The sequence below is a fragment of the Pontibacter sp. HJ8 genome (assembly GCF_054824225.1).
Genome location: NZ_JSYF01000004.1, coordinates 1 through 11,784, shown reverse-complemented (window position 1 = coordinate 11,784; position 11,784 = coordinate 1). Strand labels below are relative to the sequence as shown.

The window sequence follows — 11,784 nt, the reverse complement described above, 5'->3', positions numbered from 1 at the left end:
ATATGACCCGGTTTGCGGCTGCGATGGCAAGACCTACGGCAACGCCTGCGAAGCAAACCGCTCCGGTGTGACGGCTTCTACCAAGGGTGCCTGCCCGGATAAACAATAACAAGTGCCTATACCACAACCTTCTGAAAATAAAGCTATGAACGAAAAGAAATACCTGAAACAGACCAAGCCATTCCGGGTGCCGACAACCGATGGCAAACTCATCGAAGAGCATTTCGGTCTTGCCTCCACCCACACAGGCGGTTTTAGTGTGGCGCACATGGTAGCTCCCCCACATTGGGGCGAGCCGCACCAGACCCCTGAATTCGACGAGATCACCATCGTGCTGCGCGGCCGCAAGCTCATCGAGATTGATGGCGAAGAAGTGGTCGTGGAAGCCGGCGAGTCTATCCTGATAAAAGCCGGCGCCCGCATACGCTACTCCAACCCTTACAACGAGGAGACAGAATACTGGTCCGTGTGCGTGCCCGCCTTCGACATCAGCAGTGTGCACCGGGAGGAAGAATAATGATTTGAAGATGTGGAAATTTGAAGATGTGGAGATTTTGACTTGAGCAGGCTTATACCTATACCTGTTTAGTAGAATAAAATTCTACATTATGAAAAATAAAAAAGCCCCTGGCACATCAGTGACAGGGGCTTTCCCTTTCAGAGCATGAAGATCATTTTCAAATCTTCACATCTCCAAATTTTCAAATCAATCTACTAAGATTGCTTGTTGATCATGTTTACAACGTCCTCTGAAATACCCATGGTAGAGAAGCCACCATCGTGCATCAGGTTCTGCATCGTTACCATTTTGGTCAGGTCAGAGAACAGGGTGATGCAGTAGTCAGCGCAGGCTTCGGCAGATGCATTGCCCAGCGGCGACATCTTATCTGCATAATCATAGAAAGCATCGAAGCCACCTACGCCTGTTCCGGCTGTTGTCTTGGTAGGAGACTGAGAGATGGTGTTCACACGCACGTTCTTCAGCTTGCCATAGCGGTAGCCGTAGTTACGGGCAATAGACTCCAGTACAGCCTTCGCCTGCGACATATCGGTATAGTCAGGGAATACCCGTTGAGCTGCGATGTAAGACAGGGCTACGATTGAGCCCCACTCCTTCATGGCGTCCTGCTTCTCAGCCACCTGCATTACTTTGTGGAAAGAAAGCGCAGACACATCCAGCGTTTTCTGGAACCAGTCGTAGTTCATGTCGCCATAAGACTTGCCTTTGCGGATGTTCGGACTCATTCCGATGGAGTGCAGCACAAAGTCAATTTTGCCGCCCAGGATTTCCTGTGCCTTTGTGAACAGGTTTTCCAGTTCCTCTACAGAAGTAGCATCCGCAGGAACGATCTCCGCATTGCACTCTTCGGCCAGTTTCCTGATCTCCCCCATACGCATGGCCATGGGGGCGTTCGTCAGTACAAACTCGGCGCCTTCTTCGTGGGCACGCTTTGCTACCTTCCAGGCAATTGACTTTTCGTCCAATGCACCGAAAATGATTCCTTTCTTTCCTTTAAGCAGATTGTAAGACATGTCTTCTATGTATTATATTTTATTTGTTACGATTTGCCACCGCTTCTTCTCCTTCCTTATACGAGTCCAAACGGGGCAGCAATATAGCAATATCTTGTTATAGTGAGAGCAACTCTTTCGCACTTTGAAAGGCATTGGCACTCGGATTGGCTCCCGCGATCATGTGTGCGATCTCATTTACGCGTTCCTCTTCATTGAGCTTCTTCACCCGGCTGATGGTACGGTCTTCCCGGTCCTCCTTGTACACAAAGTAATGTGAATTGCCTTGCGCGGCAATCTGGGGAAGGTGCGAGATGGCAATGATCTGGTGCTTCTGGGCCATCTGCTGCATCATGCGGCCTACTTTCACGGCTACCTCTCCGGATATACCTGTATCGATCTCATCGAAAACGATGGTGGGCAGCGCGGTCTTATCGGCCAGCATATACTTCACACTGAGCATCAATCGGGAGAATTCACCTCCTGAAGCGGCTTTTACCAAGGTCTGCGGGGCCGAGCCCTTGTTGGCACTGAAGAGGATGCTGATCTCATCGGTGCCGGTGGCGGTAGGCGCTGCATCTTTGTGCTGGATGACGATGCGGGCATTTGGCATACCCAGTTCGGCCAGCAGCACGTATAGTTCCTGCTCAAACTTGCCAAAGGATGCTTTGCGGCGCTCCGAAAGCAAGGCCGCTTTTTCCAGCATTTCCTTCTCCGCCTCCTTCATCGCCTTTTCTGTGCTGGCGATGGCATTGTCGAGGTTGAGCACGCTGCCTACCTTGCCTTCCAGTTCACGCTGTATCTCCAGCAACTCGGCTATGGTCTGTACCTGGTGCTTGCGCTGCAAGGTATAGATCACGTTGAGGCGCTCCTGTACTTCGGTAGTACGGGCCGGGTCAGCTTCTGTCCGGCGCTCAGCATCTTCCAGCTCTCCGGCGATGTCGTTGAGCTCGATCATGCAGCTCTCGGTGCGGGTGCGCAGCTCCTCATACTTGGGTGAGAACAGGGCCAGTTGCCCGATCAGGTGCGCCGTGTCTTTGAGTGCGGAGGTGATGTTGAATTCGGACTCCGAAAGATGCTGTACCGCCTGGGTTAGCTTCAGCTTGATGTCTTCGGCATTTTCCAGTTCCTTCAGTTCGGTTTCCAGCTGCTCCTGCTCATCGGTCTGTAGGTTGATTTCCTCCAGTTCATTCAGCAGAAAAGTGTTGTAGTCCAGTTCCTTTTGTGCCTGGGCCAGTTGGTCGGTCAGTTTCTTATAGTCGCCTTCCAGTTTCTTATACCTGCGGTAAGTCTCGTTGTAGTCCTTCAGGTAGCTCAGGTTGCCGGCATAAATATCGAGCGACGTGTTGCCAGCATAGATGTCAAGAATGTTGAGCTGAAAACTGGTGTCGCCCAACTGCAGCGTGTCGTGCTGCGAGTGGATGTCCATCAGGTTTTCGCCGATCTTACGGAGCACGTCCAGCGTGACAGGGGTGTCATTGACAAAGGCGCGCGACTTGCCGCTCGGGCTGATCTCGCGGCGCAGAATGCACTGCTCATCAAAGTCCAGGTCCTCGGCTGTAAATACCTCTTTCAGGTTATACTGCGAAATATCAAAAACGCCTTCGATCACACACTTCTGCTCCTGGTTGAAGAGCAATTTGGAATCGGCCCGGTTGCCCAGCAGCAGGCCAATGGCGCCCAGCATAATGGACTTACCCGCACCGGTTTCGCCGGTGATAATATTGAGCACCGGCGATGGATTCATCTCCAACTGCTCTATCAGCGCGTAGTTTTTTATTTTTAGATCGATCAGCATATTAAAAGACACAAGACATTAGACACAAGCTATAAGACTTTTTGCCAATGCTTCGTTCGATAATTCGGTTGTTAATTGTTCTGTTTGTTACAGGTAATGATTTCTACTTTCCTAAAAGCAGGAGCACCCTCCCCAGTCACTAATACGGCGCTTCTATATCGTATATCACTTCTTCGATCTCCTGTACCGGTACTACGTGCCGGCTTCTGCGCCCGTCCAGCAGCTCAAATTCTTCTTCACTGGCAACTTTTAGCACGCCCTGCAACACCACCCGGTTCCGCATGATGACTTGCACAAATCCCTGCATCAGCAGTTCAGGCAAGTGCTGCGGTATATTTTTTCTGAAAATCCTGATCTGGCGTTTCCCCATAGGTATGGCAAGGCAGCAGAGGCCACCGCACCGTGAAGATACGCGCTTTCTGTGAGATTTGGAAAAGGCTAGCGCTGAAGTAATACTTCGTATTTGGCGTTGTTGGTCGGGTCCACCTGCGTGAGCAAGGTATAGGCAGCTTGCTTGTCAGCCGGGGCGGCTGTTTTAAAAATATTGATCAGCTCATCTGACTTCGCATCAAAGAACGACCGGAGAATAGCGGCGCCAGGCTTTTGCTGCGACAGCTTCTGGATGTCCTTCAGTACGGCCAGGGTCGCTTTGCGGGCTTTCTCCGGATCCTGTATCATCAGGTCGATCCCTTGGCGGTGCATGGTATACAAGCCTTCGCGAAAAGGCACAAACTGCGGGTCCTGCATGTTGTCGATCATCCAGTAGCGGTTCCGATTGCCTTCAAACGGACGCCAGCCCGGGTAGACAGAATTCTGGGAAGCGGCCAGGTTGAGGATGCTACGGGCCCGGTCAAAAGCCGGTGTGCCTCCCAGGCGGCCAAAGCTGTCGTTGTCCATCCCGATGATCATGTAGGCATAGTAAGCCAGCATGGAAGACAGGTTGGACGAAAAGTTATTTTCAGCAAAATCGAGCGGTTGTGCCTCCGTGAACTGGAAAAGCCAGTCTTTGTCGACAAAAGAGAAAAGAGTGGACTCATACCCGGTGCCATGCGCCGGCCTCACCGATACCACCTGCACGTTGGCCCGGAAGGTACCGATCTCGGGCATTTCGGTCAGGTTGATGAGGATGCGGCATTTGATGCGCTCCTCCACCTGGTAGGTCTGGTTTGTCCAGCGGCGACTGTTCATGAATTCGAAGATCCGGTTCTGCATCTCCGTAAACAACTGCCGGTCGGCATACGCTACCTGCTCGCTATTGACCACCACATCGCACTGCAGCTCCTGGGCTTTGGCACCCAGCGCTGCACTCATTACAAACAGCAGAACAAGTAATTTCTTAAGCATACAGTCTCTCCCAGATAAGGTTGACGATGTCCTGCGCTACCTGGCTCTTTTGCTTCAGCTCAAAAGCAGTAGCGGCATCACGCTCAATGATAGTGATTTTATTTGTATCATGCTTAAAACCAGCACCCGGATCGTTGAGCGAGTTCAGCACGATCATGTTCAGGTTCTTCTTCTGCAGCTTCTCCCGGGCATTGCTGCTTTCGTTGTCTGTTTCCAGGGCAAACCCTACTGCAAACTGATCTTCCCGCTTTTCTTTGCCCAGCGCCGCTGCTATATCAACGTTTTTGACCAGCTCTATCGTCAGCGCGTTCCCGGATTTTTTTATTTTCCGGTCAGATACTACCTTGGGTTTGTAGTCTGCTACGGCAGCGGCAAACACCCAGATATCAGCCCATGGTGCCAGTTCCTTCACAGCGGCATACATTTCGTCGGCCGTCGTGACGGCAGTCACAGTTATGGCCGGATGGGTTGCTTGCATGTGGGTAGGGCCGGCTATCACCTGCACCTGTGCGCCATGTTGGGCAAAACACTCGGCAAGCGCAAACCCCATTTTACCGGTCGAGTGGTTGCCGATAAATCGCACCGGGTCAATGGGCTCATAGGTAGGTCCTGCCGTAAGCAGCACTTTTTTACCGCTAAACGATTTTTCCACCTGCTGCAAAATGATTTTCCAGTACTTGTACGATTTCTTCGGGCTCTGCCATACGCCCCTGCCCTACCAGGCCGCTGGCGAGTTCTCCGTAGCCGGCTTCGATGATGTGGTTTCCGTAACCACGCAGCTTTAAAAAGTTGGCCTGCACCGACGGGTGGCGGTACATGTCCAGGTCCATGGCAGGCGCCACAAATACCGGGCAGCGCGCCGAAAGATAGGTAGCCGACAATAAGTTATCACAGAAGCCATTGGCAAACTTGGCAACGGTGTTGGCACTGGCAGGCGCCACGACCAGGGCATCGGCCCAGAGGCCCAGCTCTACGTGGTTGTTCCATACGCCCTGCTCATTCTGCACAAAGTTGGTGAGCACCGGCCGCTTGGAAAGGGTGGCCAAAGTGAGAGGGGTTATAAACTCAGAAGCAGAAGCGGTCAAAATGACCTGAACTTCTGCTTCTGAGTTTATGAGTAAGCGGATGAGTAAGGCTGCTTTATACGCAGCTATACTTCCGCAAACTCCCAATACTATTTTCCGGTTTCGGAGCATTCGCCTTACAGCGCTATTTCGTCTGTCTCTTCGTCAGGGGTACGAATGTATACTTTCTCCTCCAGGAACTCCTCGATAGCAAGGTTGGTAGGCTTAGGCAAACGCTCGTAGTATTTCGAGATCTCGATCTGCTCACGGTTTTCGAACACCTCTTCCAGGTTGTCCACAGTCGTAGCAAACTCAGCCAGTTTCGAGTTCAACTCTTCCTTCAGTTTCACTGAGATCTGGTTCGCTCTTTTGGAGATCACCGAAACAGACATGTACACATTACCGGTCTGCTTTGCAAAGTCGGCCATGTTACGGGTAACGATTGATGATGGAACTGATGCCATATATACTTAATTTATGAATTGCTTGGGTTCGTTTTCTTTATTTTCTCGATCTCCGACATGGTGTTGGAATACACCTGCTCCGCACTACGCAGATAACGGCTGTCGGGATACTGGTCTATAAAACTCTGGTAGAAATCTACCACTTCCATGAAGCGTTCTTCCTGCTTGTCGGGCACACTCTCCAGTGCAAAGCGGTACTGCGAGTCTATCCGCAGGTAAGATGCCTGCTCACTGTAGGGCGAAGACGGATGCTCCCGCAGGAAATTGGTAAAGGCCACCACAGCAGACTTAAAATAGCTCAACTTATGGTAAAGCCGGGCGCTTTCAAATGATTTCTGGTCCAGCTTGGCGCTGAGGGTTTCGAACATGGTGTTGGCCTCTGCCGCATACTGGCTATTGGGATAGCGCACCAGGAATTCCTGGATAGACTCCATGGCTGTCACGGTGCTGGTCTGATCCTGCTCAAAATCAGGGGAATCATTGTAGAGCGACTTGGCATGCAAAAACATCGCCTCTTCCGCCCGCTCACTTCTTGGATAGGTTTCGAAGAAGGTACGGAACTGGAAAGCGCTCAGCACGTACTCGCGTTGCTGGTAATGTGTGTTGGCATAGTAAAATCGAGCCTGCTCGGCTTCTGGCCTACCTGTCATCAGGGGCATTACCTGCTCCAGCAGCTGGTTGGCACGATAGAAATCGCCTTTCTCGTAAAATTCGAGAGCCGCCTTGTACTTCTGATCAACGTCGTTGCTTTTTAAAAGCTTCTGAAAGTTGCTGCAGCTGGCTGTAAAAAGCAAAAGGCAGAACAATGCGACGGTATGGAAATTTCCTCTGTTCATGAACGGGCAAAATTATACAATATCCTTGTGATTTACAAGAGAGAAAAATATAGTGTTTACTTCCGGGCCGGGGCCCGCTTGGCAGCCTTTGCCGGCGCTTTTTTACCTTTTGCCGGAACAGCCTTCGCTGGTTTCGCGGCTGGCTTCAGCGCCACCCGCCTGCTCGTCACATCTTTCTTGGTAGGCCGCAGATCGGCAAGCCAGCTGAAGCCTTCCAGTTTACGATCTGTTTCCTGCAACTCGTGTGGCGGGATAAAGCTGGCATCCGGATTTACGAGGAACGAAATGGTCTTCACTTTATTTTCTGCAAAGTTTAACACCATGTCGCTGCACACGGCTTTGTTCATACCGGTCAGTACCGTATCGCCTTCCAGCGCAAAATAAAGGCTTTCGCCGTTGCCGTTCACGTTAACCCGGTGCATTTTCCCTCCTTTAAAGTGCGCCACCATGTCGCGGCCCTTTACCTGGTTGAAATTCTTGATAGTATCTTCGGAGGTGATAAAGGCATTGCTGAACATGTACATCCGGTCAATCGTCTTGTTGCGCAGGTGGATGCGGATCGTGTCTGACACCAGCTGGCTTTGTTCATTCCACAGCACCGGGTTCCTGTTCAGGTACATCACCGAATCGGTCCGGTTGTAGGCCAGGGAGTCGCACTTGCCCTGCAGGTCCGCTTTGAAGATCTTGACATTGTTGAACGCATACAACATACTGGGCTCTCCGGCTGCTTGGGGTTCGCGGGAGATAAGCGAATCGGCCGCCATAAACAAGGTATCGCCGTCCATGATCGTTTCCATGACAGGACTGCCGGACACTTTGGCCACCCCCTGATCACGCCAGTAGCGCCCCACCTGCCCTCTGATGGTCACATCATCCTTGAGTGAGCGCATGGTGACGTTTTGCTTTGCTTCGCCATACCCTTTGCCTTCGTCGTAGTACAGGTCATCTCCTCCCAGGCGGTATTCGGGGGTCAGAATATAAGCGTTACGGCCGAAGCGGGATACTTTGGTGATGGTATTGTAAGTTCCCTGCTCGGCATATAGGTCGCCCTGCTGCCCTTTGATATAAGTAGGCCCCTGAAAGTATACTACCTTGCTCTCGGTATTGTAGCGCATGTTCTCCGCCGTGATCTCATAATCGGCAGAGAATACCTTTACATTTTGCTGGAAGGTGAAAACTTTGGACTGCGTGTCATAGGTTCCGCGGCGGCTCTGCAAACGGTTCTCGGGGTCTACAATCGTACCGCCTTCGGTATAGACTGCCGTGCGGGTCTCCATATTATAGTCGAGGCTGGGCGTGGTGAGCGTCATGCGGGGATCCTTCATGGTCACGCCGCCGCTCATTTTGGCCGTGCGGTTTGCGCCATCGTAGGTAGCCCGGGTACCGGTCATCGTTACGGTATCGCCCTGGTTGATGCGCACATTCCCGAAAGCTTCCAGTACCTCGCTGTCCCGGAACTGGTATACCGAGTCTGCATACAGGAAGGTCTCTTTCTGTTTGAAAATAACGTTTCCGAGCAGTTTGGTGATCTTACGGCCATTGAAAGTGCCGCCTTCCAGGGAATCAGCTCCCTGTAACTCTACGCGTTCCTGTTTCTGCGGCTGTTGTGGCTGCTGCTGGGGCTGATTTATCCGTGGCTGGGCCGGTTGTTGCTGCGGCTGCGACTGAACCGGACGCGGGACCGGTGGCCGCTGCTGCGCCAAAACTGTCAGCGACAATAGCGTAAAGACTATAGAATAGACTAATTTTGTGATGTTCATTTATTAGTTAGACGCTAGATATTAGATTATAGATGTTAGACATAAGTTAAACCTGGCATTAAGTTCATGCGGTGATTCTTCATTCAACCAATCACCTTGAATGCTTACACCAGGTATAGACGCTGTGAAAAGTCTAACTTCTAATTTCTAACTACTATATACTCCAAAAATCAAAATTATAAAAAATATACCAGCCGCTCCCTTATGCTACAGAAAGTTTTAGGTTTTATCCAATCGCACAACCTTTGCCAGCCCGAAAGTAGAATACTGGCTGCCGTCAGCGGGGGCATCGACTCGGCCGTGCTTTGCGAAGTGCTGCACCAACTCAAGTATACGTTTGCGATTGCACATTGCAATTTCGGGTTGCGGGCCGAGGATGCAGAGGCCGATCAGCTGTTTGCCAAGAAGCTGGCCAAAAAGTATGATGTGCCTTTCTTTACCGAAAACTTTGATACCAAAGCCTTTGCCGCACAGGAGAAACTCTCCATCCAGATGGCAGCCCGCACGCTCCGCTATACCTGGTTTGAGCAGGTGCGCCGCCAGGAAGGCTACGACTACATTGCCACGGCCCACCATAGCAACGACCTCACCGAGACCATATTGCTTCACCTGACCAAGGGCACAGGTATAGCCGGGCTTCATGGCATACCTGCACAAAATGGCAATATCATCAGGCCCATGCTCTCCATTACCAAAGACGACATCTACGACTTTGTGACCACCAACAAACTCATCTGGCGCGAAGACAGCTCCAATGTAACCACCAAGTACCAGCGCAACAAAATCAGGCACGAGGTAATTCCGGTGCTTAAGGAAATCAATCCCAACCTCGAGGAAACCATGCAGCACACGGCCGAACGGGTGAGCCAGGCCGAGATGATCGTAGCGGCCTACATCGACAACCTGCGCCAACAAAGTGTGCAGGAGGCAGAAGACGCCGTATACCTCTCGCTGGTGCCACTGCAAAATGCCACCGGACTGCCGGTTGTGCTGCACGAGCTGCTGCGGCCGTTCAACTTCAGCTATACCGTGGTGCTGGAGCTGGTGGAGGCACTGGAGGGCATCTCCGGCAAGCAGTTTGATTCCCCGAGCCATACCCTGGTCAAAGACCGCGACCAGCTGGTGATCACGCCCCGGAACCTGAACCGGTACGGTAGTATAACGATTGCCCAGGGCCAGACAGAAGTGACGGAAGAACATGTGCAGCTGACACTCCGCTACATAGCCGCTGACCAGTATAAACTCAACACCAAACCGCATGTAGCTGCCTTGGATGCCGATCTGCTGAAGTTCCCGCTGCGCCTGCGCCCCTGGCAGGAAGGCGACTGGTTTGTGCCGTTGGGCATGAACGGCAAAAAAAAGATCAGCGATTTCCTGATTGACAGGAAAGTGCCGGCCAACCTGAAAGCCCAAACATTGGTATTGATATCAGACCAGTCCATCGCCTGGATCGTGGGCCAGCGGCTGGACAACCGCTTCAAAGTGACAGAAAAGACAACGCAGGTGCTCGAGATTTCTTTAGTCGGACGTTAGTTATTAGATGTTAGACATTAGATTCCAAGTGGTTTCAACAAAATTTACATACTAATATCTAATATCTAAAGTCTAACGTCTAATGTCTGATAGTTTTTCTACTTTTACGGAAGTAAACCGATTCTCAAACCATAATTTAAAGTATATACTATAATGAAAGTAACCGTAGTTGGAGCTGGAAACGTGGGTGCAACGTGCGCCGATGTGCTGGCTTACCGCGAAATCGCGAACGAAGTAGTTTTAGTGGATATTAAAGAAGGTTTTGCTGAGGGCAAAGCGCTTGATATCTGGCAGAAAGCCCCCATCAACCTGTATGACACGCGCACTGTTGGCGTTACAAACGATTACACCAAAACTGCTGACTCTGACGTGGTAGTGATCACGTCTGGTTTGCCACGCAAGCCAGGTATGACACGCGACGACCTGATCTCTACCAACGCCGGCATCGTGCAGTCGGTAACGGAAAACATTGTGAAGCATTCGCCAAACGCCATCATCATTGTGGTTTCCAACCCACTCGATGTGATGACGTACGCGGCACACATCACTTCCAAACTGCCACGCACCCGCGTAATGGGTATGGCCGGCATCCTGGACACAGCCCGCTACAGAGCATTCCTGGCTGAGGAGCTGAATGTATCTCCGAAAGACATCCAGGCTGTACTGATGGGTGGTCACGGTGACACCATGGTTCCGCTTCCACGTTACACTACAGTGGGTGGTATACCTGTAACAGAGTTGATCTCTGAAGAAAAGCTGAATGCCATTGTAGACCGCACCAAAAACGGTGGTGGCGAATTGGTAAAACTGATGGGTACTTCTGCCTGGTATGCGCCGGGTTCGGCTGCTGCTCAGATGGTGGAGGCAATCGTGCGCGACCAGCGCCGTGTGTTCCCGGTTTGCGTTCGTCTGGAAGGCGAATACGGCATCGATGGCGTATACCTGGGTGTGCCGGTAATCCTGGGCAAGAACGGTATCGAGCAAATCATCGAGCTGCAACTTAACGACGAAGAGAAGCAACTGCTGGAAACTTCGCGTGGCCACGTGAAGGAAGTAATGGATGCGCTTGACAACATCAACGCTGCCAAAGCGTAATTGCTATACCTTACTTATTAAAACCAAAAGCGCCGCTTCTGCAAAGGAGCGGCGCTTTTGGTTTTATATTGTCTGGATCAGGATTTTCGCAGTTACCGGGTCCAACCACCCCTGCCCCTCCTTATCTAAGGCGGGGAGCCAGCCTTTCCATTTTGACAGGTCTTGTTTCATTGCAGGCGTAGCGTCATCCCCCTACCCCCTTCAAAGGGGGACTTTCGGCCGCTGCTGTTAACCAGATAATCCATTTAGCAGCAGGTATAACATAGCAGATAGGTATAAGGTATAGTAAGACATCCTTACAACTGTCACCACAGAGCGAAGACTTGAGCCCGGTGCACTTTGTTGACACTCCACTGTTCGAGCGTTCAGCGAGTTTGG

The 11,784-nt window shown here is 51.4% G+C and carries 13 protein-coding genes; 4 read left to right on the top strand and 9 right to left on the bottom strand.

What is annotated here, in order from left to right; genetic code table 11:
- Nucleotides 1-109 (top strand): Kazal-type serine protease inhibitor family protein (locus tag OB13_RS00310; protein WP_461488140.1); only part of this gene is annotated, 109 nt, incomplete at its 5' end.
- Between the two features lie 36 nt (nt 110-145).
- Nucleotides 146-517, top strand: coding sequence for a cupin domain-containing protein (locus OB13_RS00305; RefSeq protein WP_461488138.1), 372 nt, complete (start codon nt 146-148; stop codon nt 515-517).
- Between the two features lie 197 nt (nt 518-714).
- Here the strand turns inward: OB13_RS00305 and OB13_RS00300 are convergent, their stop codons facing one another.
- The 9 genes from OB13_RS00300 to OB13_RS00260 form a co-directional block, all read right to left on the bottom strand.
- The gene (locus tag OB13_RS00300) at nt 715-1,533 is read right to left on the bottom strand and encodes an enoyl-ACP reductase FabI (protein ID WP_461488137.1); all 819 of its coding nucleotides are present in this window, start codon (nt 1,531-1,533) and stop codon (nt 715-717) included.
- Nucleotides 1,534-1,630: 97 nt separating this feature from the next.
- Nucleotides 1,631-3,310 (bottom strand): DNA repair protein RecN, encoded by a 1,680-nt coding sequence (gene recN / locus OB13_RS00295; protein ID WP_461488136.1) that lies wholly within the window; start codon nt 3,308-3,310, stop codon nt 1,631-1,633.
- Nucleotides 3,311-3,449: 139 nt separating this feature from the next.
- Nucleotides 3,450-3,680 (bottom strand): hypothetical protein, encoded by a 231-nt coding sequence (locus OB13_RS00290; protein WP_461488135.1) that lies wholly within the window; start codon nt 3,678-3,680, stop codon nt 3,450-3,452.
- A gap of 68 nt (nt 3,681-3,748) precedes the next feature.
- Nucleotides 3,749-4,654: a type IX secretion system protein PorD gene (gene porD, locus OB13_RS00285; RefSeq protein ID WP_461488134.1), complete on the bottom strand. Its 906-nt coding sequence runs from the start codon at nt 4,652-4,654 to the stop codon at nt 3,749-3,751.
- Nucleotides 4,647-5,279, bottom strand: coding sequence for a phosphopantothenoylcysteine decarboxylase domain-containing protein (locus OB13_RS00280; protein ID WP_461488133.1), 633 nt, complete (start codon nt 5,277-5,279; stop codon nt 4,647-4,649). The genes porD and OB13_RS00280 overlap by 8 nt, the downstream gene beginning before the upstream one ends.
- A 10-nt stretch (nt 5,280-5,289) precedes the next feature.
- The gene (locus OB13_RS00275; protein WP_461488139.1) at nt 5,290-5,826 is read right to left on the bottom strand and encodes a flavoprotein; all 537 of its coding nucleotides are present in this window, start codon (nt 5,824-5,826) and stop codon (nt 5,290-5,292) included.
- Between the two features lie 29 nt (nt 5,827-5,855).
- Nucleotides 5,856-6,182: a DNA-directed RNA polymerase subunit omega gene (locus OB13_RS00270; RefSeq protein ID WP_461488132.1), complete on the bottom strand. Its 327-nt coding sequence runs from the start codon at nt 6,180-6,182 to the stop codon at nt 5,856-5,858.
- Between the two features lie 11 nt (nt 6,183-6,193).
- Nucleotides 6,194-7,018 carry an outer membrane protein assembly factor BamD gene (locus OB13_RS00265; protein WP_461488131.1) on the bottom strand — a complete coding sequence of 275 codons (825 nt, stop codon included), beginning with the start codon at nt 7,016-7,018 and terminating at the stop codon, nt 6,194-6,196.
- A 56-nt stretch (nt 7,019-7,074) separates the two neighbouring features.
- Nucleotides 7,075-8,778 (bottom strand): OstA-like protein, encoded by a 1,704-nt coding sequence (locus OB13_RS00260; RefSeq protein ID WP_461488130.1) that lies wholly within the window; start codon nt 8,776-8,778, stop codon nt 7,075-7,077.
- A gap of 204 nt (nt 8,779-8,982) precedes the next feature.
- Between OB13_RS00260 and tilS the strand changes: the two genes are divergently transcribed.
- Both tilS and mdh read left to right on the top strand, forming a co-directional pair.
- Nucleotides 8,983-10,311, top strand: coding sequence for a tRNA lysidine(34) synthetase TilS (gene tilS / locus OB13_RS00255; RefSeq protein WP_461488129.1), 1,329 nt, complete (start codon nt 8,983-8,985; stop codon nt 10,309-10,311).
- A 153-nt stretch (nt 10,312-10,464) separates the two neighbouring features.
- Nucleotides 10,465-11,406: a malate dehydrogenase gene (mdh, locus tag OB13_RS00250; protein WP_461488128.1), complete on the top strand. Its 942-nt coding sequence runs from the start codon at nt 10,465-10,467 to the stop codon at nt 11,404-11,406.
- The last annotated feature ends 378 nt before the right edge of the window (nt 11,407-11,784 follow it).

What these genes read in the sequence shown, in the direction of transcription:
- OB13_RS00305 (WP_461488138.1), top strand. Translation starts at nt 146, where the DNA reads ATGAACGAAAAGAAATACCTGAAACAGACCAAGCCATTCCGGGTGCCG.
- OB13_RS00300 (WP_461488137.1), bottom strand. Translation starts at nt 1,533, where the DNA reads ATGTCTTACAATCTGCTTAAAGGAAAGAAAGGAATCATTTTCGGTGCA.
- recN (WP_461488136.1), bottom strand. Translation starts at nt 3,310, where the DNA reads ATGCTGATCGATCTAAAAATAAAAAACTACGCGCTGATAGAGCAGTTG.
- OB13_RS00290 (WP_461488135.1), bottom strand. Translation starts at nt 3,680, where the DNA reads ATGGGGAAACGCCAGATCAGGATTTTCAGAAAAAATATACCGCAGCAC.
- porD (WP_461488134.1), bottom strand. Translation starts at nt 4,654, where the DNA reads ATGCTTAAGAAATTACTTGTTCTGCTGTTTGTAATGAGTGCAGCGCTG.
- OB13_RS00270 (WP_461488132.1), bottom strand. Translation starts at nt 6,182, where the DNA reads ATGGCATCAGTTCCATCATCAATCGTTACCCGTAACATGGCCGACTTT.
- OB13_RS00265 (WP_461488131.1), bottom strand. Translation starts at nt 7,018, where the DNA reads ATGAACAGAGGAAATTTCCATACCGTCGCATTGTTCTGCCTTTTGCTT.
- OB13_RS00260 (WP_461488130.1), bottom strand. Translation starts at nt 8,778, where the DNA reads ATGAACATCACAAAATTAGTCTATTCTATAGTCTTTACGCTATTGTCG.
- tilS (WP_461488129.1), top strand. Translation starts at nt 8,983, where the DNA reads ATGCTACAGAAAGTTTTAGGTTTTATCCAATCGCACAACCTTTGCCAG.
- mdh (WP_461488128.1), top strand. Translation starts at nt 10,465, where the DNA reads ATGAAAGTAACCGTAGTTGGAGCTGGAAACGTGGGTGCAACGTGCGCC.